At 59.7% G+C, this 20,943-nt stretch carries 19 protein-coding genes; 6 read left to right on the top strand and 13 right to left on the bottom strand.

The genetic code is table 11. The annotated features are described in order from the left end of the window. Positions 1-53 precede the first annotated feature (53 nt). The 9 genes from HU727_RS25130 to HU727_RS25090 form a co-directional block, all read right to left on the bottom strand. Complete coding sequence (locus HU727_RS25130) at positions 54-530, bottom strand: DoxX family protein (protein WP_186534379.1); 477 nt, start codon at positions 528-530, stop codon at positions 54-56. Next, the gene (locus HU727_RS25125; RefSeq protein ID WP_186534380.1) at positions 527-1,285 is read right to left on the bottom strand and encodes an HvfC/BufC N-terminal domain-containing protein; all 759 of its coding nucleotides are present in this window, start codon (positions 1,283-1,285) and stop codon (positions 527-529) included. The genes HU727_RS25130 and HU727_RS25125 overlap by 4 nt, the downstream gene beginning before the upstream one ends. Beyond that, complete coding sequence (gene bufB / locus HU727_RS25120; RefSeq protein WP_186534381.1) at positions 1,282-2,169, bottom strand: MNIO family bufferin maturase; 888 nt, start codon at positions 2,167-2,169, stop codon at positions 1,282-1,284. Before bufB ends, HU727_RS25125 begins: the two co-directional genes overlap by 4 nt. 25 nt (positions 2,170-2,194) lie before the next feature. After that, positions 2,195-2,500 (bottom strand): BufA1 family periplasmic bufferin-type metallophore, encoded by a 306-nt coding sequence (locus HU727_RS25115; protein ID WP_186534382.1) that lies wholly within the window; start codon positions 2,498-2,500, stop codon positions 2,195-2,197. 203 nt (positions 2,501-2,703) lie between these two features. Further along, positions 2,704-3,405 carry an ABC transporter ATP-binding protein gene (locus HU727_RS25110; RefSeq protein WP_003222380.1) on the bottom strand — a complete coding sequence of 234 codons (702 nt, stop codon included), beginning with the start codon at positions 3,403-3,405 and terminating at the stop codon, positions 2,704-2,706. After that, positions 3,406-4,173, bottom strand: a complete 768-nt coding sequence (livG, locus tag HU727_RS25105; RefSeq protein ID WP_186534383.1) for a high-affinity branched-chain amino acid ABC transporter ATP-binding protein LivG — start codon at positions 4,171-4,173, stop codon at positions 3,406-3,408. Beyond that, complete coding sequence (locus HU727_RS25100; RefSeq protein WP_186534384.1) at positions 4,170-5,426, bottom strand: high-affinity branched-chain amino acid ABC transporter permease LivM; 1,257 nt, start codon at positions 5,424-5,426, stop codon at positions 4,170-4,172. Before HU727_RS25100 ends, livG begins: the two co-directional genes overlap by 4 nt. Next, positions 5,423-6,346 (bottom strand): high-affinity branched-chain amino acid ABC transporter permease LivH, encoded by a 924-nt coding sequence (gene livH / locus HU727_RS25095; RefSeq protein WP_186534385.1) that lies wholly within the window; start codon positions 6,344-6,346, stop codon positions 5,423-5,425. The genes HU727_RS25100 and livH overlap by 4 nt, the downstream gene beginning before the upstream one ends. Positions 6,347-6,575: 229 nt before the next feature. Further along, a complete protein-coding gene (locus HU727_RS25090) occupies positions 6,576-7,703 on the bottom strand; it encodes a branched-chain amino acid ABC transporter substrate-binding protein (RefSeq protein WP_186534386.1) in 1,128 nt (375 codons plus the stop codon). 351 nt (positions 7,704-8,054) lie between these two features. On the opposite strand from HU727_RS25090, the gene HU727_RS25085 reads away from it, so the two are divergent. Continuing rightward, positions 8,055-8,360 carry a DUF2288 domain-containing protein gene (locus tag HU727_RS25085; RefSeq protein ID WP_186534387.1) on the top strand — a complete coding sequence of 102 codons (306 nt, stop codon included), beginning with the start codon at positions 8,055-8,057 and terminating at the stop codon, positions 8,358-8,360. A gap of 291 nt (positions 8,361-8,651) precedes the next feature. Here the strand turns inward: HU727_RS25085 and HU727_RS25080 are convergent, their stop codons facing one another. After that, entirely contained in the window at positions 8,652-10,850 is a 2,199-nt protein-coding gene (locus tag HU727_RS25080) for a hypothetical protein (protein WP_186534388.1), read from the bottom strand. A gap of 196 nt (positions 10,851-11,046) precedes the next feature. Here HU727_RS25080 and HU727_RS25075 point away from each other — a divergent pair, with 196 nt between their 5' ends. Then, positions 11,047-11,943, top strand: a complete 897-nt coding sequence (locus HU727_RS25075) for an NAD(P)-dependent oxidoreductase (RefSeq protein ID WP_186534389.1) — start codon at positions 11,047-11,049, stop codon at positions 11,941-11,943. Here the strand turns inward: HU727_RS25075 and HU727_RS25070 are convergent. Both HU727_RS25070 and HU727_RS25065 read right to left on the bottom strand, forming a co-directional pair. Beyond that, positions 11,834-14,116, bottom strand: a complete 2,283-nt coding sequence (locus tag HU727_RS25070) for a putative bifunctional diguanylate cyclase/phosphodiesterase (RefSeq protein WP_186534390.1) — start codon at positions 14,114-14,116, stop codon at positions 11,834-11,836. The two genes, HU727_RS25075 and HU727_RS25070, sit on opposite strands and share 110 nt — an antisense overlap. A gap of 150 nt (positions 14,117-14,266) precedes the next feature. Continuing rightward, positions 14,267-14,635 carry a YkgJ family cysteine cluster protein gene (locus HU727_RS25065; protein WP_186534391.1) on the bottom strand — a complete coding sequence of 123 codons (369 nt, stop codon included), beginning with the start codon at positions 14,633-14,635 and terminating at the stop codon, positions 14,267-14,269. A 300-nt stretch (positions 14,636-14,935) separates the two neighbouring features. Between HU727_RS25065 and HU727_RS25060 the strand changes: the two genes are divergently transcribed. Further along, positions 14,936-16,285, top strand: a complete 1,350-nt coding sequence (locus tag HU727_RS25060; protein WP_186534392.1) for a spinster family MFS transporter — start codon at positions 14,936-14,938, stop codon at positions 16,283-16,285. Between the two features lie 186 nt (positions 16,286-16,471). On the opposite strand, the gene rapA is transcribed toward HU727_RS25060, so the two are convergent. Then, entirely contained in the window at positions 16,472-19,318 is a 2,847-nt protein-coding gene (rapA, locus tag HU727_RS25055) for an RNA polymerase-associated protein RapA (RefSeq protein ID WP_186534393.1), read from the bottom strand. 238 nt (positions 19,319-19,556) lie between these two features. On the opposite strand from rapA, the gene HU727_RS25050 reads away from it, so the two are divergent. The 3 genes from HU727_RS25050 to ccoM all read left to right on the top strand — a co-directional run bounded on the left by HU727_RS25050 (position 19,557) and on the right by ccoM (position 20,416). Further along, positions 19,557-19,898: an aspartate-semialdehyde dehydrogenase gene (locus HU727_RS25050; protein ID WP_186534394.1), complete on the top strand. Its 342-nt coding sequence runs from the start codon at positions 19,557-19,559 to the stop codon at positions 19,896-19,898. Positions 19,899-19,995: 97 nt separating this feature from the next. Then, on the top strand, positions 19,996-20,157 hold the full coding sequence (locus HU727_RS25045; protein ID WP_016771347.1) for a hypothetical protein: 162 nt from the start codon (positions 19,996-19,998) through the stop codon (positions 20,155-20,157). A gap of 145 nt (positions 20,158-20,302) precedes the next feature. Beyond that, positions 20,303-20,416: a cytochrome c oxidase subunit CcoM gene (gene ccoM / locus HU727_RS25910; RefSeq protein WP_003222396.1), complete on the top strand. Its 114-nt coding sequence runs from the start codon at positions 20,303-20,305 to the stop codon at positions 20,414-20,416. The last annotated feature ends 527 nt before the right edge of the window (positions 20,417-20,943 follow it).

Genomic DNA, 20,943 nt, shown 5'->3' with positions numbered 1-20,943 from the left:
TTGCTTCTAAAAATCAAAAGATCGCAGCCTTCGGCAGCTCTTACAGTTTCAGGTCAGCCTTGGTAGCGGCGGGCGATCAGGTGATCGATTGATAATCTGCCCGGGCCGGTCGCCATCAGGTACAGCAACACCGCCGCCCAGGTGCCGTGGGTCGGGTAGGCATCCGGGTAGACAAACAGTTGGATAGTCAAAGTCATGCCGAGCAATGCCAGCGCCGAAAACCGTGTGGCGAAGCCGACAAGAATCAACAGCGGGAACACATGCTCGGCAAACGCTGCCATGTGCGCCGCGATTTCCGGCGACAACAGCGGCAGGTTGTACTCGCTCTGAAACAGCGGTATCGCCGAATCCGCCAGGCGCGGCCAGCCAAGTTGAAATGTGCCGTCGATCAGGTCGATGGCCAGTCCTTCGACCTTGGTTTGTCCGGACTTCCAGAACACGGCGGCAACCGAGAAACGCGCGATAAAGGCAATCAGACTAAGGGGGATGTTCTCGAACAGTGCAATGACGCGAAGGATGAGAGTGTTCATGGCAACTTCTTGTAATTGAGCCGAGTGATCGCGTTGTGTGCGATGAGCAAGGCGAGTGTCTGGGCTAGATCGAACGGCGGACTTTTCTCTGCCGCCACCAGCAATGGCGAACCCTCGATCAGATGACGAATAAACACGCTCGCACCCGGTTCAAGGGCAAACACCTCCACGTCGAGACCGTTGCGCAGCACCAGGGCATGCTGGCCTTGATCGAGGCCGATGCCCGCCATGCTCTGCTCCTGCTGATGCGCGGCCCAGATCGCCACCACCGCAAATGCGGAGTCGAGCAGGTGCAGCGAGGGATGCAGTTCGAAGCACAGCTCACTCAATGACTGCGGATCGGCCAGCGCGGCGCTGATTTGCTCGGGCCGGATCGTCTGCGCGTCGGCGGCATGGTAGGCGAGGGTGCGTAAATGTTCGAGACGCGCGACATCAGCGACATAAGGCACGCTGGCAATCGGTTCGAAGCGGGCGATGAAGTCGGCAAATGCTTCACCGTAACGACTCATCAGCGGACTTTGCGGCGGTTGCCTTTGCACGAAAATCGCCGCCATGGCGCGGAAGAATGGTTCTGCGACCAACTGCACCACCACGGGATAGCTGTCTGCCAGGGCATTGATCAGCGAGCTCTGCACGTTGTTGCGATACACCGCGAAGCGCCGCGACGGGTCGGCGCCGTTGCGGCTGCACAGACCGTCGGGACACGGCATCTGCACATTGAGCAGGGCGGCGGCAAACGCCGCTTGCGTGCTCATGACCCGCTCCCTGCCTGCCGCAACAGCGCCTCGGCTTGCTGCGCCTCGGCCATCAACACGTTGAAGGCGGGCACGTGATTGTCGCGTTCAATCAGCGTCGCCACCGGCCCGATCCGTTTGAGCACCTGACGGTACAAATCCCAGACGACCGGATCAATCGGGGCGCCGTGATCGTCGATCAGCAAGCGATCGCCGAGATTGTCACAGTCTTCGGCGAACCCGGCCAGATGAATTTCGCCGACCGCGTGCAGTGGCAATGTATCGAGGTAGGCCAGCGGATCGCGCTGATGATTGATGCACGACACGTAGACATTGTTGACGTCGAGCAACAAGCCGCAGCCGCTGCGGCGGATCACTTCGGCGATGAACTCGGCCTCATCGATCGTCGAGTGCTCAAACGCCAGATAGGTTGCCGGGTTCTCCAGCAGCATCGGTCGTTTCAGAGTGTTCTGCACCTGGTCGATGTGCGCACAGACGCGGTTCAGCGTCGGCGTGTCGTAAGCCAGTGGCAGCAGATCATTGAGAAACACCGGACCGTGGCTCGACCAGGCCAGGTGTTCGGAAAAGGCTTGTGGTTGATAGCGCTCGATCAGCTCGGCGAGGCGTTTGAGGTGCTGGCTGTCCAGCGGGCCTTCGCCACCGATCGACAGCCCCACGCCATGCAATGACAGCGGGTACTGCTCGCGGATCAGAGCGAGAAAATGATGAAACGGGCCGCCGGCCACCATGTAGTTTTCGGCGTGGACTTCGAAGAAACCGAGGTCCGGTACGGAGCCGAGCACTTCGAGGAAGTGCCCGGTCTTGAGTCCCAGCCCGGCGCGGGCAGGGAGCTCGGTGCGAGCTGCCTGAGTGCGCGGCAGGGACGGTTCGTGATGACTGAACATGGGCGTCACTCAGGCAGGCCGTGGATCAGGACTTGGCTTTGAAGGCTTCGAGTTGACCGAAACCGGTCGACGAAGTTTTGCTTTCAATGGTGACGCAAGTGCCTTTCGGAACGTGTTTCCAAGCGTTGGCCTGATAGTCCGTTTTCGACGTGCCGGCACAGGTGGTGCCTGCACCTGCGGCGCAATCATTCTTACCTTTGAGGGCCACGCCGAAGCATTTTTCCATGCTGACATCGGCGGCCTGGGCGGTGGAGACAGTGGCGATACTCAGAGCAGAGCCAAGGGCCAGAACCAGGGCAGTGGCGGACAGGGTGCGGGTAGTAGCAGTCATGATGTTTCTCCAGTTTTATCAGGGTTTATGCAAGCGGTTTACGCTTGCTTGTCCCTCTAGAGAACGGGTGGGGGGATGCGTTACAGGCAGGGCGAGAAATTTATGAAAAATTTGGGATTCACCTGTATCCCACAGGGGCAGTGTTTTTCATTTGGGCATAAAAAAAAACGGCCCGAAGGCCGTTTTTTGTTCAGCGATAACACTTAACCGCCGAGATACGCCTCGCGCACTTTCGGGTCGGTCAGCAGTGCTTCACCGGTGCCTTGCATCACCACGCGGCCGTTCTCCAGAACGTAGGCACGGTCGGCGATTTTCAGCGCCTGGTTGGCGTTCTGCTCGACCAGGAACACCGTCACACCGTCCTTGCGCAGTTGTTCAATGATGTCGAATATCTGCTGGATGATGATCGGCGCCAGGCCCAGCGACGGCTCGTCGAGCAGCAGCAGCTTGGGCTTGCTCATCAGCGCACGGCCGATGGCGAGCATTTGCTGTTCGCCGCCGGACATCGTGCCGCCGCGCTGGTTGAAGCGTTCTTTCAGGCGCGGAAACAGGCCGAGCACCTTGTCCATTTGTTCCTGATAGTCGCCCTTGTCGGTGAAGAAGCCGCCCATGGACAGGTTTTCTTCAACGGTCAGACGGGCAAAAACCCGGCGACCTTCCGGCACCACGGCAATGCTCTTGCGCATGATCTGCGAAGAGTCCTGGCCGACCAGTTCCTCACCCATGTAGCGGATGCTGCCGCTGTGCGCCTGCGGTGAACCGCAGAGCGTCATCAACAGCGTGGACTTGCCGGCACCGTTGGCGCCGATCAGCGTGACGATCTCGCCCTGACGGACTTCGACGTTGACGCTGTGCAGGGCCTGGATCTTGCCGTAGAAGGTGGAAACGTTTTCGAATTGCAGCATTTACGCTTCCCCCAGGTAGGCTTTGATCACTTCAGGATTGTCGCGGATCTGATCCGGCGTGCCGTCGGCCAGCGGCGTGCCCTGGTTGATCACGACGATGTGGTCGGAAATGCTCATGACCAGTTTCATGTCGTGTTCGATCAGCAGCACGGTGACGTTGTGCTCTTCACGCAGCACACCGATCAGCGCCTTGAGGTCTTCGGTTTCTTTCGGGTTCAGGCCGGCGGCGGGTTCGTCGAGCATGAGGATCCGCGGGCGGGTCATCATGCAGCGGGCGATTTCCAGACGACGTTGCTGACCGTACGCCAGGGTACCGGCGGTACGGTTGGCGAACTCTTTCAGGTTGACCTTTTCCAGCCAGTACTCGGCGAACTCCATGGCCTCGCGCTCGCTTTTGCGGAACGCGGGGGTCTTGAACAGGCCGGACAGGAAGTTGGTGTTCAGGTGACGGTGCTGGGCGATGAGCAGGTTTTCGACCGCCGTCATATCCTTGAACAAGCGCACGTTCTGGAAGGTACGCACCACACCTTTGAGGGCGATCTTGTGGCCGGGAAGGCCCTGGATCGGCTCGCCGTCGAGCAGGATGCTGCCGCCGGTGGGTTGGTAGAAACCGGTCAGGCAGTTAAACACGGTGGTTTTGCCCGCGCCGTTCGGCCCGATCAGTGCAACCACCTGTTTTTCCTTCACGGTCAGCGCCACGCCGTTGACCGCCAGCAGGCCGCCGAAGCGCATGCTCAGATTTTCGACTTTAAGGATCTCGCGGCTCATTTTCGCAACTCCATGTGTGGGCGTTGCATCGGCAGCAGACCTTGTGGACGCCAGATCATCATCAACACCATCAGCGCACCGAACATCAACATGCGGTACTCGCTGAACTCACGCATCATTTCTGGCAACAGGATCATCACCACGGCCGCAAGGATCACGCCCAGTTGCGAGCCCATGCCACCCAGCACGACGATGGCGAGGATGATCGCCGACTCGATGAAGGTGAACGATTCCGGCGTCACCAGACCCTGACGGGCGGCGAAGAAGCTACCGGCGAAACCGGCGAACGCAGCGCCGAGGGTGAACGCCGAAAGCTTGATCACGGTCGGGTTCAGACCCAGCGCACGGCAGGCGATTTCGTCTTCACGCAGCGCTTCCCACGCGCGACCGATCGGCATGCGCAGCAGACGATTGATGACGAACAGCGCCGCGAGTGCCAGCAACAGGGCAACCAGGTAGAGGAAGATCACCTTGTTGATCGAGTTGTATTGCAGGCCGAAATACTCGTGGAACGTCTGCAGGCCTTCTGCTGCTTTACGCTCGAAGGTCAGACCGAAGAACGTCGGTTTCTCGATGTTGCTGATGCCGTTCGGACCACCGGTGATGTCTGTCATGTTGCGCAGGAACAGACGGATGATTTCACCGAAGCCCAACGTCACGATCGCCAGATAGTCACCGCGCAAACGCAATACCGGAAAGCCCAGCAGGAAGCCGAACGTCGCCGCCATCAGGCCGGCAATCGGCAGACAGATCCAGAAGCTCAGGCCGTAGTAGTGCGACAGCAGCGCGTAACTGTAGGCGCCGACTGCGTAGAAACCGACATACCCCAGGTCGAGCAGCCCGGCCAGACCGACGACGATGTTCAGGCCCAGGCCGAGCATCACGTAGATCAGGATCAGCGTGGCGATGTCCACAGCGCCACGGGAGCCGAAGAACGGCCACACCAGCGCCAGCACGATCAGCCCGATGATGAAATAACGCTGGGTGGAGGGCAGGGTCAGGAAGTTGCTCGCCTTGGCTGGAATCAGCGGCATGCCCGGCGACGAGCGCCAGGCCTTGCTGATCTGCTGATTGAACAGCACGCGCAGGAACATCAGCACCGAGCAGATGGCGATGGTCGCCAGCACGGCCGGGCTGGTGTTGTGCACTTCCAGATTGATGCCGACGATGGTCAGTTTCAGTCCGAGTACCGGGTAGGCCACGGCCCACACCAGCAAGGCACTGAACAGTGCCTGTTTAAGATTCCTAGTCATACTTTCTCAACCTCCGGACGGCCCAGAATGCCGGTCGGACGGAACAACAGCACCAGAACCAGCAAGCCGAAAGCCACGACGTCCTTGTACTGGTCGCCGAAGATATCAGCGCCGAACGCTTCCGCTACCCCAAGCACCAACCCGCCGAGCATGGCGCCCGGGATGCTGCCGATCCCGCCCAGTACCGCGGCGGTGAAGGCCTTGAGGCCGACGAGGAAACCGGCGTTCGGGTTGATCACCCCGTATTGCATGCTCAGCAGCACAGCCGCAACGGCGGCCAGCGCAGCACCAATGACGAAGGTCAGGGCGATAATGTTGTTGGTGTTGATGCCGAGCAGGTTGGCCATCTTGATGTCTTCGGCACAGGCACGGCAGGCGCGACCCAGACGAGAGCGAGAGATGAACAGCGTGAGGCCGAGCATGGCGACCAGCGTCACCACGAACACCACGACTTGCATGTAGGAAATCAGCACTTCTTGTGCGCCACCTGGCCCGAAGGAAATGTTCCCGGGGATCAGGTTGGGGATAGCTTTGTCCTTGGAGTCTTGCGCCAGCAGAACGGTGTTCTGCAGGAAGATCGACATACCGATGGCGGAAATCAGTGGGATCAGACGGTTGCTGCCGCGCAGGGGGCGGTAGGCAATCCGTTCGATGCTGTAACCGTAGGAGCTGGTGACGACGATGCTGGCGATAAACGCTGCGGTCATCAACAGCGGGACACTGTCGAGTCCCATCATGGTCATCCCGGCGATGGCGATGAACGCCACGTAGGAACCGATCATGTATACCTCGCCGTGGGCGAAGTTGATCATTCCAATGATGCCGTAAACCATCGTGTAGCCGATGGCGATCAGGGCATACATGCTGCCAACGTTGAGGCCGTTAACCAGCTGTTGGAAGAAGTGATAGAGGTCAGGCATTACAGCGCTCCTAAAAACCTGTACGCATTTCACTGGTGGAGTCATTTTCCCGCCCGGCCCCGTGGATCTCTATCCACTTCGAATCCGGGTTTTGCCAGCGAACCGCTGATGACGGTTTTGAGATTTTCAGGTGGGCAGACTGGCGGATCACGCCAGCGCGGCCCATACATTCGCAAAACAAAGCCCACGGCACGCCGTGGGCTTTATTGGCAGTCAGTCGGGCAAGGCCTTACTGAGGCGAAACTTCGGTTTTAGGTTTGCCGTTGTGCCACTCGTACACGACAAATTTGAAGTCCTTCAGGTCGCCCTTGTCGTCGAAGCTCAGGTCGCCAGTCGGGGTCTTGAACGAGCCGGCGTGGATGGCTTCAGCCACTTTGGTCGCGTCTTCGGACTTGGCAGCCTTGATGCCTTCGGCGATCACGGTCACCGCCGAGTAGGACGGGAACACGAACGGGCCGCTCGGGTCTTCCTTCTTGGCTTTGAACGCGTCAGCCAGGGCGACGTTGGCCGGATCCTGGTCGAAGGATTTCGGCAGGGTCACCAGCAGGCCTTCGGATGCATCCTTGGCGATCTGGGTGATCGAGTCGTTACCCACGCCTTCCGGACCCATGAAGCGGGCTTTCAGGCCTTTTTCCTGGGCTTGACGCAGGATCAGGCCCAGCTCCGGGTGGTAACCGCCGTAGTAGACGAAATCGACACCGGCCTGCTTGAGCTTGGCGATGATGGCGGAGAAGTCCTTGTCGCCGGCATTGACGCCTTCGAACACGGCAACCTTGGTGCCTTTCTTCTCGAGGGTCGCTTTAACGGCGCTGGCGATGCCTTCACCGTATTGCTGTTTGTCGTGCAGCACGCCAACCACTTTCGGTTTCACGTGATCGGCGATGTAGTTACCGGCGGCAGGGCCCTGGGCGCTGTCGAGACCGATGGTACGGAAGATCATTTTGTAGCCACGGGCGGTGATGTCCGGGCTGGTGGCCGCCGGGGTGATCATGATCACACCTTCGTCTTCGTAGATGTCAGAAGCTGGCTGAGTGGAGCTGGAGCACAGGTGACCGACCACAAACTTGACGCCGTCGTTGACGACCTTGTTGGCCACTGCTACCGCTTGTTTCGGGTCGCACGCATCGTCGTATTCAACGGCGACCAGTTGCTTGCCGTCGACGCCGCCCTTGGCGTTGATCTGCTCGATGGCCATTTTCGCGCCACTGAACTGCATGTCGCCGTACTGGGCTACCGGGCCGGTTTTAGGGCCGGCGATACCGATTTTGATGGTGTCAGCTGCGAACGAATGGCTGGCAACCCCGGCCAGAACCATAGCGGCAAACAGTTTGGAAATCTGCTTAGTAGCCTTAGTCATAGTGCTCCACTCTTACTGTTGTAGTTTTTAGAGTTCTGGCGCCGTAGCAGCAGAACCGGGTCAGATATCTTTGCGATACCCTCCGGAAATGCCCCCGACAACTGTACCGGTACAGTGTAGAGCGCCGCTTGTTCAACTGGGAAGCAGGCGCCAAGGGGCAAAACTTGGGGGTGTCGCATTTTTGAATGAAAAAGACAGAATCGCGGCGGGGCAATTGCGGGCATATAGCCTAAACAGCAGCATTCCCTGGCGTTCCTGCTCTTTTCGTTCGGTGAAGCGATTTGCTACCGGGTTTTTCTGACGGACCACCAACGTTATTATTCGCGTCGATTTCTTTTCCGGACAGTTCCCATGAATCAAGAACCTAGCACCCTCTATGCCAAGCTGCTTGGTGAAACGGCATCTATTACCTGGAAAGAGCTGGAGCCGTTCTTCGCCAAGGGTGCCCTATTGTGGGTCGACCCTGACCTGGATTTGATCGCCGCGGCTGAAGCCGTTGCTGAAGACCACGGCGAGAAAGTCGCCGCCTGGCTGGCCGAAGACAAAGTCGCCAAGCTGTCTGAAACGCGGGCGCTGGATATTTTCGAGCGCGATCCAGCGCTGTGGGCCGTCGTTGTTTCGCCGTGGATTCTGATCCAGGAAAGGGCGAAGGGTTGAATGTGCGCACCGTTTCGGTGCTCGGCTGAGCGGCATGAAGTGTGTAGCGGAGTAGCGTGATGGCACCTTGCCGTGGAGAAACACCACAAGCGGATCTCACTTCACGGTGACGTAAACGTAACGGGAACAGTTTATTGAGCGGCTTAAGGGCCGCTTAATTGTTTCTGGATGTTGGCAAAGCTGAAATCGCTGTAGTGTGAACACCCTTCGCGAGCAGGCTCGCTCCCACGGGAAAACGCCTTTCGATGTGGGAGCGAGCCTGCTCGCGAATAGGGGCGACTCGATCCGGGATCAGACCGAGAACGTCTTGCCCGTATGGTTATTCAGCGAAATAACCTTGGTCTTGCCGATCCGGTGACGGTAGATCTCACGCAGGTACTTGATCGACTTTTTCACACAGTCGCGCGACAGGCGAATGTCATTGATCGAGACGAACTTCTCCTTGTCGTTGATCAGCTCGCGGTACTTCTTCTCGTACATCGGTTTGATCGCGTACCAGTTGGTATCGAGGATCTTCGCCGGGTTTTCGAATTCGTTGAGCAGGTCGTCGATGCGGTCTTCATCGAAGTCCTCCTGAACGATGAAGTCGAGGATCGAGTTGTCCAGGGTCTCGTCGAAGCGATACGGGGTCTTGGCGAAGCAGCGTTTGATGAACGCCACGATCAGCGTCAGGAAATCATCCGACAGGCACGGGCTCTTCGCGATCAAGGTAGTCAGCGACAGATTCGCCGAAGCGCCAATCACCAGCGCATAACGCTTGAGCGTGGTGTTGGGGAACAGGCTGTTGAGGTGGGTCTTCAACCGGTTCAGGTCCATGTAGGACAGCTTGTAGTCTTTGGGCAGCGAAACGATCGAGACCACCGACGAGCAGTTTTTGAAGAAGTGCAGGTCATGCAGCGCAGCGGCGTCGTAGCCGGAATTCTTGTACTGCTCCAGCGAAGCGCGATAGCGCTTGGATTCGATCGGCAACAGGCTGATGCCTTCGATGGCCTGGGTCACCTTGTTGAAGTGCGGCAGGTCGATCGAGCGGAAGAACAGGTCGTCGATGTTCAGGCGCTGCGGCTCCTTGTCGAACACCTTGAACTTGTCGCTGCTCGGCGGCGGCGTTTCCGGTACTACCGATTCGGCGTAGGCAATCGCCACCGGGCCCGCCAGACTCATGAACAGGTCGTTGGCATCCAGGCGAATCGTCTCGCCGATGTCGATGCCGGCGCGGCGGAAATAGTTCTGGTCGTAGTCAGTGGTGACCGCCTGCGCCGTCAGAATATTGAAAATCTGTTGCGAAATGTATTGGTTGGCGTGCTTTTCCATCGCGTTGACGTCGATGTTCTGGATGTTGCCGTCGTCGCTTTCTTCGGCGTAACGCATGATGTCGTTGGAAATCAGCATCATCGCGTTCCACGGGCGGATACGGCCCATGACGCTGGCTTCGCTGCTGTCTTCATTGGCGAAGTTGTACGAAAAATCCCATTCTTCCGAGAGGTATTTGCACAGCAGACGACCGGCGTTGATGTGCAATGCCTCGGACATTTCGCTGCGGTGATCGGAAATGTTCGGCAGCACGCAGATGCCGCTGGTGAAGATCGGTTCGAACACGAACGAATGACCGCTCTTGCCGTCATGTTCGTCCATCGGCTTGGTGTCGAACGTCTTGTTCATGTACGAGTGCTGCTGGGCCAGGCCGAACTCCGAAGCCATGCCCGAACCGGTACCGCCGCCGGCGCTGAAGATCGAGAAGTACAGGCGCGATTGGTTGGCCTTGATGCCGCAGCTGTCGATCAGGTACGAGTGGATCATTTTCCAGTCAGGGCTGGAAAAACGCTGGGTGTCCTTGTTGAGAATGATCTTGGCCAGGTACTGACCGAGGATCGGCGCGTTACCGGCGCCCCCGGCGTGGACCTCGGACAAGTCCATGATTTTCATTTTGCTGTAGTCGCGCAGAAAACCGCTTTTCTCGCCCTTGCGCGAGAAACGGATGCGCCCGGCGATGTCTTTGTCCAGATCCCCGAGCATCACCAGCGGTTCGACGAGGAACACCGGTTTGGTCGATTTGCTGGAGCCGAGCCGCAGGTTGTTCTTGAGCCACTGCGCCGGGCTATAGCCTTTGTCGGCCAGACGCCGATCCGCCGGGCGAACTTCGTTGTTGAATTCGTTGAGGTAAAACTTGCGCGCGTTGTACACCAGCTCTGCGACGTCCAGGGCGATGTTGGAGCCGCAACGACCGAGGCCGATCAGGCACACCGACGGAAATTCCTGATCGTTGTGCTGCTCGTTGTCGCCTTCCAGGTGCGGCGGGCGCGGAAACACCAGGTCACGCAAACCGTCGAGATTGTCGAGGATGCGGTCGGTATTGGTTTCGGTGAAGTAAAGGTATTGCTGGGTCGACAACGGGCGCGATGGCACCGATGGCTTTGACGATGACGGGCTGTTCGCGGCGGGGCTCAGGGTCAGATCGGCTACTGCACTGGCGGGATTGTTTTTAGAGGTCATGGTGCGCCATTTACCTGGACTGGGTGGGTTCGCCGACCAGTGCCGGCGAGCCTCACGGAATGGGATCTCGCGTCTTTTGTGCGCGAATGTGGCCCGGACGGCAGGGTGTTGACCTGTGTGATCGCCGGGCGGAATCCTTTCCTGATCGTTGATGAATCGGCCATTATTCGGTGATCTTTAATCGAAAAGAGGCAAAATGATGTCAACGCTACCTTCGTTGGGATTTGCCGGAATCGGCCTGATGGGCTTGCCGATGTGCCAGCGTCTGCTGGCGGCGGGCTATCCACTGACGGTGTGGAACCGCAACCCGGACAAGTGCGCGCCGCTGGTTGAGGCCGGTGCCCGGCAAGTGGCGAGCCCCGCTGAACTGTGCGGGTACGCCGACATTGTCATGCTGTGCCTGGCCGATACCGCCGTGGTAAGCGAGGTGGTGTTTGGCGCTCAGGGAGTCGCCGAAGGGGCCAAACGCGGCCAGCTACTGGTGGATTTTTCCAGCCTCGAACCCACCGCGACTCGCGAGATGGCCGCTGAGCTGGCGCAAAGAACCGGCATGAGCTGGCTCGACTCGCCGGTGTCCGGTGGTGTGGGCGGGGCCGAGGCGGGCAGTCTTGCGATCATGGTCGGCGGCGCGGCGGCAGACCTTGCTCGGGTACGCCCGGCGTTGCTGGCGCTTGGTCAGCGCGTCACGCACATGGGCGGCATCGGCGCCGGGCAGGTGACCAAGGCCTGTAACCAGATGATCGTCGCCTGCAATGCGCTGGTGATAGCAGAAGTGGTGGCGCTGGCCGAGCAGGCCGGTGTCGACGCCCGTCTGATCGCCGAGGCGCTGGCGGGTGGGTTTGCCGATTCGAAGCCGCTGCAGATCCTCGCCCCGCAAATGGCCGAGAGCCGTTTCGAGCCGATCAAATGGCACGTGCGCACTTTGCTCAAGGATCTCGACACGGCGGTGAAATTTTCGCGCGAGCAGGGTTCGGCCACGCCGATCAGCGGATTGGCCGCACAATTGATGCGCCTGCATGGGGCGCAAGGCTTTTTAGCGCAGGATCCAGCGACACTGGTGCAAATGTATCGCGCGCCAGCCTCAAAGGATTGACCCCCAGCACGTGTTTGCGCTGGTTGATTTCGTCCAGCACAGCGCGTAGTTCGTCCAGCGGCACCGGGCGGCTGAGCAGATAACCCTGAATGAAATCGCAGCCCGAACGCTCGAGAAACTCGTATTGCTCCAGGCTCTCCACACCTTCGGTGACCACCTGCAGATGCAGGGTGTGCGCCATGACGATGATTGCCTGGACAATTTCCATGTCCGCCGTGGCGGTGGGGATGTCGAGGATAAACGAGCGGTCGATTTTCAAGGTATTGAGTGGCAGGCGCTTGAGATAGGCGAGCGACGAATAGCCAGTGCCGAAATCATCGATCGACAGCGACACGCCCAGGGCACGGATCTGCCGCAGCAGGACCAGGGTATTGGCGATGTTGCCCATCAAGGCGTTTTCGGTGACTTCCAGTTCGAGGCGCTCCGGCGCCACGCCAGCAATACGCAGCGCATTCTCGATCTCGTCGGCAAGCTCCTCGCGGCTGAGGTTCAGCGGTGAGCAGTTCCAGGCGATTTTAAGTTCTGCGCAGCCATGCCGTGACAATTCGCCCAGATCCTTGCAGGCGCGGCGCAGTACCCAGTTGTCCAGATCGGCGATCAGGCCATTGTTTTCGGCGATGCCGATGAACCGATCCGGGGTCAGCAGGCCATGGACCGGGTGTTGCCAGCGAATCAGCGCTTCAAGCTTGGTGACCCGCCCTGTTTTGAGCTCAAAGATCGGCTGGTAATAGAGCATCAAGGCGTTGTCTTCGCGCAGTGCGTTGCGCAGTTCTTCTTCCAGTTGCAGCTCGAAACTGGCACGGGTCTTGAGGCTGGCATTGAAGAAATGCAAGCCGTTGCGTCCGGCGCCCTTGGACTGATAAAGCGCCAGGTCGGCGTGCTTGAGCAGCTCTTCGCACGTAGTGCCGTCCTCAGGGAACAGGCTGATGCCGATGCTGGTGGTCATCACCATCCGGCGACCGGCCAATTCGATCGGCTCTTTCATCTTGAGCATTATTCGCTGGGCCATGCCGCGTGCCTCTTCGCGGTCGCGCAGGCTGATCAGGATGCAGAACTCGTCGCCGCCGAAACGCGCGACCACGTCTTCGTGGCTGCGAACCGAGCTCTTGATGTGCTGGGCGATGACTTTGAGCAGTGCATCTCCGGCGTCATGCCCGAGGCTGTCGTTGATGCGTTTGAAGTGGTCGATATCGAGAAACATCACCGCGAGCATACCGCCCTCGCTGGTTTTCTGGCTGAGCTTCTCGGCGAACATCTGGTTGAAACCGCGGCGGTTGATCAGGTTGGTCAACGCGTCGTAATTAGCGGCTTGCTGCAAGGACATGCGCGCCTGATCGAGTTGGCTGAGCAGGGCATTGAGCCGGCGCAGATCCTGTTCCTTGTTTTGCAGTTTTTTATCGGCGAGGGCGGCGCTGATGGCGCTGCCTAAAATCAACAGGGCGATGAGCGCTACGGTCAGGCCCAGTTGCAGATGGCCGCTATCGCCGCCGCTCGGCGCCAGGCCACCCTCGGGGATGACCAGGTCCAGCGCGGCCATGCCGGTGAAGTGCATGCTGATGATGCCGGCACCCAAGATCAGTGCCGCGCTGTGCTTGAGCAATTGATGAGCCACGCCGCTGCCTTCGCGCAAGTAACGGGCGACCCACAGCGCGGCGAAGCTGGCGCCGATGGCAATCAACACCGACAGGGCAAACAGCCACGGCTGATAGTAGGCCGTTGCGCTCGATTTCATCGCGGCCATGCCGACATAATGCATGCCGGCGATGCCGAGTCCGATGACAAACGCGGTTTTCAGGCAGTGCAGCGCGCTTGGCTGCGCCTCGCTCAGGGTGTGCATGGCGAGCCATGAAGCGAGCAGGGCGATCAGCAACGAGAAAAGAGTGATGCCGAGGTCGTACTGAATGTCGATCGGCGTCTGGAAAGCCAGCATGCCAATGAAGTGCATGGCCCAGATGCCGCCTGCCAGGCAGGTCGCGCCGATCCAGCGCCACAGTCGTCGCGAGCCCTGATCTTCGGCATGCACCACACGCTCGGCCATGTCCAGAGTGGCGAAACTCGCTGCGCAGGCGACCAGATAGGCCACTATCACCAGAAAGGGGTTGTGGCTGCAATTGAGTAGAACCTGCCCGCTCTCTGGCAGCTCGGCAACAAACTGCAAACCAAGCCACTCCATAGCGTGCCCCGTCTCGGATTCATCTGGCCCGTGCTTGGGTCAGCGCAGGCGAATGAGTGGAGTATAGAGGCCGTTTTCAGGGTGCAAGGCGTAGTGGCATATTGGCGCTAATGATTTCGATATTAGTCTAATAGCGATCAGCGCTAACGCTTAGGCGATGCGCTCCAGAGGCAGGTCGTTCCAGTGCGGCGGCAAGGGCGGCAGGCCGTGGGCGGCACGGGCCTTGTCGCAGTCGGGATTGTGCTCGCCGTTTTCCCAAGAGGCCTCGAACTCTCGGCAGGTGCTCGAGCGTTTGTCGTAGATCGTGCACGCCACGGTGCTGCCGACCTCACCCGCCAGCGACGTGCAACGCGTCGGTTTGCGGTCGGTGCCGATCATCGCCACCCGGCTCGGGGTGATTTGAGAGACCAGTTCGTCGGGCACCGTTCCACCCGAAGATGAGCATTCACCCCAGAAAAAAGACACGCGAAAATGGGAACAGCAGGCACCGCAATTCAGACACGGACTGGCTTCGGACATGGGCGGGGGTATCAAAGGGATTGATCGGAAGATCCGGACGGATCCGGCGGCCATTCTAGGCGTTGCCATGGCGTTGGGAAGGGGGGTGGGAAACTATTTTTTTGTCGCGGGATTTTGCCGCAAAAGCCCCGTATGACGGGGGATTCCAGACTTATCAAAGGCTTACGTTTCGTTACAGTGCGATGGGCCCTTATCAGGCTGACGAATGATGACAGACAGCCCTCGCGCGGCTGGCTAGATTGCAGGTTCCGGGCTCGACGCGCTGGCAGTGAAGCCCCATAACAATAAAGAGACGGACCCATGCAGAACTCGACCCAAGCGGCGAATGCCTGGCGCATTCTGTTCCTGCTGTTCCTCGCCAACCTGTTCAATTTCTTCGACCGCACCATCCCGGCGATCATCATCGAACCGATCCGCATGGAGTGGCACCTCAGCGACTTTCAACTGGGCATCGTCGGCACCGCCTTCACCATCGTTTATGCGATTGCCGGTCTGCCATTGGGGCGGATGGCGGATACGGGATCGCGCAGCAAGCTGATGGGCTGGGGGCTGGCGACGTGGAGTGCGTTGACCGCCGTTAACGGTCTGGTGGGCAGTTTCTGGAGCTTCCTGATCGTGCGCATGGGCATCGGCATCGGCGAGGCGAGTTATGCGCCGGCTGCCAACTCGCTGATTGGGGACCTGTTCCCGGCGCACCGCCGGGCGCGGGCCATGGGCATTTTCATGCTCGGGCTGCCGCTCGGCTTGCTGTTGGCGTTTTTCACTATCGGCTGGATGGTCAAGGCGTTCGACAGCTGGCGCGCGCCGTTCTTTATTGCCGCCGTGCCGGGACTGATCCTCGCGGTGTTCATGTTCTTCATCAAGGAACCCAAGCGCGGCGCGGCCGAAACCGTCCAGGTTTCGCAGGAAAAGGTCGACCGGCCGATCCGCCGGATTCTCGCGGTGCCCACCTTTTTGTGGCTGGTGATGGCCGGGCTCTGCTTCAACTTCGCCACCTATGCCTGCAACTCGTTTCTGGTGCCGATGCTGCAACGTTACTTCCTCATGCCTTTGCAGGAAGCAGCGGTCGCCACCGGCGTCATCGTCGGGGTGACGGGGCTGGTCGGGCTGACGCTCGGCGGCTGGATCGCCGACAAGATCCACCTGCGTGTGGCGAATGGCCGACTGCTTTTCGCTGGTTTCAGCCTGATTGTTTCGACGCTGTGCACGGCCTGGGCGCTGCACGCCGGACGTATCGAGATTGGCGTGTTTGTCGCGGTGTTCAGCGTCGGCTGGCTGTTCGCTTACAACTTCTATACCTGCGTGTACACGGCGATTCAGGACGTGGTCGAGCCGCGCCTGCGGGCCACGGCGATGGCGGTCTTTTTTGCCGGGTTGTATTTGCTCGGTGGCGGTTTGGGGCCGGTGGTGGTCGGTGGGTTGTCGGACCATTTTGCCAAGTCGGCGATGGTTTCGGCCGGGGCCGAACAGATGACCGAAGCCTTCAAGGCCGTCGGGCTGCATGATGCGATGTACCTGATCCCGGTGGCGCTGTTCCTGACCATGGTGTTTCTGTTTCTGGCGGCGCGGTGTTTTGTTCGCGATGCGCAGCGGATGAAGGACGGGCTGGTGGCGGTGGTTGAGCCAGATGTTTCAGCGGCGACTGCATAACCGCTTTCGCTGGCAAGCCAGCTCCCACAGGGTTTGAGGTGTTCACAGGTATGTGTACGACTCGGTCATTGTGGGAGCGGGCTTGCCCGCGATGGGGGCCATCCGCATCAACTGATAAATAACAGGCAAACAAAAAGGCCCGCATCGCTGCGAGCCTTCTTGTTTTCAGCCATGAAGCAGGGCGGTTTAGCCTGCCACAAGCACCCGAATCGCTTCCAGACGCAACGCTGCTTTATCCAGCATCGCCAGACCTTGCTCACGCTGAGTGCGCAACGCCTCAAGTTCGCTGTCGCGTACGGTCGGGTTGACCGCTTGCAGCGCGGTCAGGCGCGCCAGTTCTTCGTCGGTATCGGCGGCCAGACGGCGACGGGCCTCGGCCACGCGCTCGGCGTGACGCGGGGCGATCTTGTCTTCGCCGGCGTTGATCCGTGGCGTCAGCTGATCGCGCTGAGCCTGGATGAACTTGTTGGCGCTGGCCCGGGGCACGCTTTCGAGCTGATCGTTGAGGGTCTCGAACGAAACCCGTGATGACAGATCGTTGCCATTGGCATCGAGCAGGCAACGCAGCGCGGCCGGTGGCAGGTAGCGGCCCAGTTGCAGCGAGCGCGGTGCGACCACTTCGCTGACATAGAGCAATTCCAGCAAGACGGTGCCAGGCTTGAGTGCCTTGTTCTTGATCAGCGCGACGGCGGTGTTGCCCATTGAGCCGGACAGCACCAGATCCATGCCGCCCTGCACCATCGGGTGTTCCCAGGTGATGAACTGCATGTCCTCGCGCGACAGAGCCTGATTGCGATCGTAGGTGATGGTCACACCCTCGTCGTCGCCCAGCGGGAAACTGGCGTCGAGCATCTTTTCGCTCGGCTTGAGAATCAGCGCGTTTTCCGAATGGTCTTCACTGTCGATGCCGAACGCGTCGAACAAGGTTTCCATGTAGATCGGCAGGGCGAACTGATCGTCCTGCTCAAGGATCGCCTCGACCAGCGCTTCACCTTCGCCAGCGCCGCCGGAATTGAGTTCCAGCAGACGGTCACGGCCAGTGTGCAGCTCGGCTTCAAGACGTTCACGCTCGGCGCGCGCTTCGTCGATCAGCGTTTGCCACTCGCTGTCGTCGGCCTCTTCGAGCAGCGGCAGCAGGCGCGGGCCGAACTGATGCTGCAAGGCGTTGCCGGTCGGGCAGGTGTTGAGGAAAGCATTCAGCGCTTCGTGGTACCACTGGAACAGACGCGCCTGCGGGCTGGTTTCCAGATACGGCACGTGCAACTCAATGATGTGTTTCTGGCCGATCCGGTCGAGACGACCGATACGTTGCTCCAGCAAATCAGGGTGCGACGGCAGATCGAACAGCACCAGGTGATGAGCGAACTGGAAGTTGCGACCTTCACTGCCGATTTCAGAGCAGATCAACACCTGTGCGCCAAACTCTTCGTCGGCGAAATAGGCAGCGGCGCGGTCACGCTCAAGGATGTTCATGCCTTCATGGAACACGGTGGCCGGGATACCGGAGCGCACGCGCAGCGCGTCTTCAAGGTCCATCGCGGTTTCAGCGTGGGCGCAGATCACCAGCACTTTGGTGCGTTTGAGCATTTTCAGCTGATCGATCAGCCATTCGACGCGCGGGTCGAATTTCCACCAGCGCTCTTCTTCGCTGGCGTCCGGCTGAGCCTGGAAACTGACTTCCGGGTACAACTCGGCGTGTTCGCCCAGCGGCAACTCCAGGTATTCGTCCGGGCACGGCAGCGGGTACGGATGCAGTTTGCGCTCCGGGAAACCCTGCACGGCGGCGCGGGTGTTGCGGAACAGCACGCGGCCCGTGCCGTGGCGGTCAAGCAATTCACGCACGAGACGGGCACTGGCTTCGGTATCGCCATCATTGACGGCGGTCAGCAGCGCTTCGCCCTCGTTGCCGAGGAAACCATGGATGGTCTTGTGTGCTTCAGGCGAGAGGCGGCCCTTGTCCAGCAGCTCCTGCACGGCTTCGGCCACCGGGCGATAGTTTTCGCTCTCGGCGCGGAAGGCGGCCAGGTCATGGAAACGGTTTGGATCGAGCAGTCGCAGACGGGCGAAGTGGCTGTCCTGACCGAGTTGTTCCGGGGTGGCGGTGAGCAGCAGCACGCCGGGAATCACTTCGGCCAGTTGCTCGACCAGCGAATATTGCGGGCTGGCTTTTTCTTCGTGCCAGACCAGGTGGTGTGCTTCGTCGACCACCAGCAGATCCCAACCGGCCGCGAACAGGGCGTCCTGGGCCTTCTCGTCGTCAACCAGCCATTCCAGCGCGACCAGCGCCAGTTGCGTGTCTTCGAACGGGTTGGTGGCATCGCTTTCGATGAAGCGCTCTTCGTCGAACAGCGCGACTTGCAGGTTGAAGCGGCGGCGCATTTCCACCAGCCACTGATGCTGAAGGTTTTCCGGCACCAGGATCAGCACGCGACTGGCGCGACCCGAGAGCAGTTGGCGATGGATCACCAGACCGGCTTCGATGGTTTTACCCAGGCCCACTTCGTCCGCCAACAATACGCGCGGCGCGATGCGGTCAGCGACTTCACGGGCAATGTGCAATTGGTGGGCGATCGGTTGCGCGCGCACGCCGCCCAGGCCCCAAAGCGAGGACTGCAACTGGCGGCTGGTGTGTTCCAGGGTGTTGTAACGCAGGGAGAACCACGGCAGCGGGTCGATCTGCCCGGCGAACAGGCGGTCGCTGGCCAGACGGAACTGAATGAAGTTCGACAGCTGGGTTTCCGGCAGGGTGACGGCTTCGTTCTGCCCGTTGAGGCCGTGATAGACCATCAGCCCGTCGACGTCGTCGACTTGCTGCACAGTCATCTTCCAGCCCTCAAAGTGGGTGATGGAGTCGCCCGGCGAGAATCGCACGCGGGTCAGGGGCGCATTCCGTAGCGCGTACTGGCGGGTTTCGCCAGTGGCCGGGTAAAGCACGGTCAACAAGCGGCCGTCCTGTGCCAGAACGGTGCCTAAACCAAGCTCTGCTTCGCTGTCACTGATCCAGCGTTGCCCCGGTTGATACTGCTGCGCCATGCTGCCTGACTCCCACCTTGAAAAAGCGGGCTATCTTAACGGAATGCGACCCTTAGGGCCAAAGGAATAGGAGCAGCGGCGAGCTTTTAGCTTCAAGCTGCAAGCTGCAGTCGAGGCGTCATGCGTCGTTTTTTTCAAGCGCCAGGGCACCAGTGAGTGCCAACCGGGTCACAAGTGTGCGACAGGCGGCTCAAGGCGCCTGCCCCCCAGCCGATAGCCTGCAGACAGGAGACCTTATATGTTGCCACCGATGCTCCCCTTGAGCGTTGTGCCGATCACCTCCCAGCAGGATCCGATCCGCCAGCGGCCGGACATCCCGCCGGTCGTGCCGGTGCAGGAGAGCTCCAACGAAAGCACGATTGATCTGCAAAAGCGCGATCCCGAAGAGGACGGCCTGTTGCTGCGCGAAGAACAGCGCCGCCAGCAGGAGCGTGATCGCCGTCGTCGTGAGGCGGACGAAGACCCTGAAGAACATCTGGCCGTGCCCGGAACTGAGCTCAACGCCGACAACACTGTGCCGGTCATTGCGCTAATGGAAGATCAACCGCGTCAGGGCCTGTGGGTCGATATCGAAATTTGAGCCTCGGCGGCTGGTCAGCGCTGACGCCAGGCTTCACTATTGGCGAAGTCCTGTCGTTGAGCGGCAGTTGTGATTATTCCCTGTGATGCCTGTTGCCATGAGCCAAGACGACAAACTGATCGACCTCAGCACCGAACGCGCCAAGCGGGTGCATGACCTTAACGAAAAGCGCCTGAACGAAGTGCGTCAGGCTTTCGAGCAGGCGATGCCGTTGGGCAAAGCGAAGAAAAAGTCGAAGAACAAGCCGAAAAAGCGTTGATCTCCCGCTGCATTCATTGATGCAGGTCAGTTATTTCCCCTCCTTTAATTTCCTTCCTTGCAGATATTGATCCCGGTCAATGTGTGCGCCTGTGTGTTTGGTAACTTGAACCCATCGCAGCAAAGCAGGGGCCAGGAGGCCAGTCATGTTTTTCGATAACGTGGTGTTTGCCGGGGTTTTGACTGTAGGCCTCATGGTTCTGTTTTTTGCAGGGTTTGGGTTTTTTATCTGGAAGGATGCGAATAAGCGCAAGAAGTGATTCTTTCGGATTGATGAGCACGCAAGGCATTTTGGGGCGACTTCGGTTGCCCTTTTTTTTGGCCTTGGCGGCCTGTGGGCCGACCTGGCTTTGGGTTGTTTGGGGTGTATATCCGTTTTTTTCGGCGCTGCGGCTGGCGGTTTCGCCCTTACGGCGAGTCACCTTTTCCAAACGCCGAAAAGGTAACCCAAAAGGCTTTACCCTGACGTACGGCCCGCTCGCTGGGGCTCGGGGTTCCTTCGCTCCGGAATCGATCCGGGCGCATCGCTTCCGGTTTGCTTCGCTGCACCTCCTTTCGATGTGTTCGACTTCGTCGAACGGCGCTCCGCGCCTGCCCCCCGGATCAATCCCTCCACTCAGCCTCCCGACGGGCCTTGAAATCAAGAGCGTTACTCGAGCTAACGCTCATTGTTGAGTGAGGCGGCTTTGCCGCGGGCGGCTGCGCTGCTTTGCTTTTCTGTGGGAGCGAGCCTGCTCGCGAAGGCGGCCTGACAGCCGACCTGTTCTTGTGTGGTACGCGATCCAAC

The sequence above is a fragment of the Pseudomonas khorasanensis genome (genome assembly GCF_014268505.2).
GTDB lineage: Bacteria > Pseudomonadota > Gammaproteobacteria > Pseudomonadales > Pseudomonadaceae > Aquipseudomonas > Aquipseudomonas khorasanensis.
This window is presented reverse-complemented; position numbering and strand designations above follow the sequence as displayed.

What these genes read in the sequence shown, in the direction of transcription:
- HU727_RS25130 (WP_186534379.1), bottom strand. Translation starts at nt 530, where the DNA reads ATGAACACTCTCATCCTTCGCGTCATTGCACTGTTCGAGAACATCCCC.
- HU727_RS25125 (WP_186534380.1), bottom strand. Translation starts at nt 1,285, where the DNA reads ATGAGCACGCAAGCGGCGTTTGCCGCCGCCCTGCTCAATGTGCAGATG.
- bufB (WP_186534381.1), bottom strand. Translation starts at nt 2,169, where the DNA reads ATGTTCAGTCATCACGAACCGTCCCTGCCGCGCACTCAGGCAGCTCGC.
- HU727_RS25115 (WP_186534382.1), bottom strand. Translation starts at nt 2,500, where the DNA reads ATGACTGCTACTACCCGCACCCTGTCCGCCACTGCCCTGGTTCTGGCC.
- HU727_RS25110 (WP_003222380.1), bottom strand. Translation starts at nt 3,405, where the DNA reads ATGCTGCAATTCGAAAACGTTTCCACCTTCTACGGCAAGATCCAGGCC.
- livG (WP_186534383.1), bottom strand. Translation starts at nt 4,173, where the DNA reads ATGAGCCGCGAGATCCTTAAAGTCGAAAATCTGAGCATGCGCTTCGGC.
- HU727_RS25100 (WP_186534384.1), bottom strand. Translation starts at nt 5,426, where the DNA reads ATGACTAGGAATCTTAAACAGGCACTGTTCAGTGCCTTGCTGGTGTGG.
- livH (WP_186534385.1), bottom strand. Translation starts at nt 6,346, where the DNA reads ATGCCTGACCTCTATCACTTCTTCCAACAGCTGGTTAACGGCCTCAAC.
- HU727_RS25090 (WP_186534386.1), bottom strand. Translation starts at nt 7,703, where the DNA reads ATGACTAAGGCTACTAAGCAGATTTCCAAACTGTTTGCCGCTATGGTT.
- HU727_RS25085 (WP_186534387.1), top strand. Translation starts at nt 8,055, where the DNA reads ATGAATCAAGAACCTAGCACCCTCTATGCCAAGCTGCTTGGTGAAACG.
- HU727_RS25080 (WP_186534388.1), bottom strand. Translation starts at nt 10,850, where the DNA reads ATGACCTCTAAAAACAATCCCGCCAGTGCAGTAGCCGATCTGACCCTG.
- HU727_RS25075 (WP_186534389.1), top strand. Translation starts at nt 11,047, where the DNA reads ATGATGTCAACGCTACCTTCGTTGGGATTTGCCGGAATCGGCCTGATG.
- HU727_RS25070 (WP_186534390.1), bottom strand. Translation starts at nt 14,116, where the DNA reads ATGGAGTGGCTTGGTTTGCAGTTTGTTGCCGAGCTGCCAGAGAGCGGG.
- HU727_RS25065 (WP_186534391.1), bottom strand. Translation starts at nt 14,635, where the DNA reads ATGTCCGAAGCCAGTCCGTGTCTGAATTGCGGTGCCTGCTGTTCCCAT.
- HU727_RS25060 (WP_186534392.1), top strand. Translation starts at nt 14,936, where the DNA reads ATGCAGAACTCGACCCAAGCGGCGAATGCCTGGCGCATTCTGTTCCTG.
- rapA (WP_186534393.1), bottom strand. Translation starts at nt 19,318, where the DNA reads ATGGCGCAGCAGTATCAACCGGGGCAACGCTGGATCAGTGACAGCGAA.
- HU727_RS25050 (WP_186534394.1), top strand. Translation starts at nt 19,557, where the DNA reads ATGTTGCCACCGATGCTCCCCTTGAGCGTTGTGCCGATCACCTCCCAG.
- HU727_RS25045 (WP_016771347.1), top strand. Translation starts at nt 19,996, where the DNA reads ATGAGCCAAGACGACAAACTGATCGACCTCAGCACCGAACGCGCCAAG.
- ccoM (WP_003222396.1), top strand. Translation starts at nt 20,303, where the DNA reads ATGTTTTTCGATAACGTGGTGTTTGCCGGGGTTTTGACTGTAGGCCTC.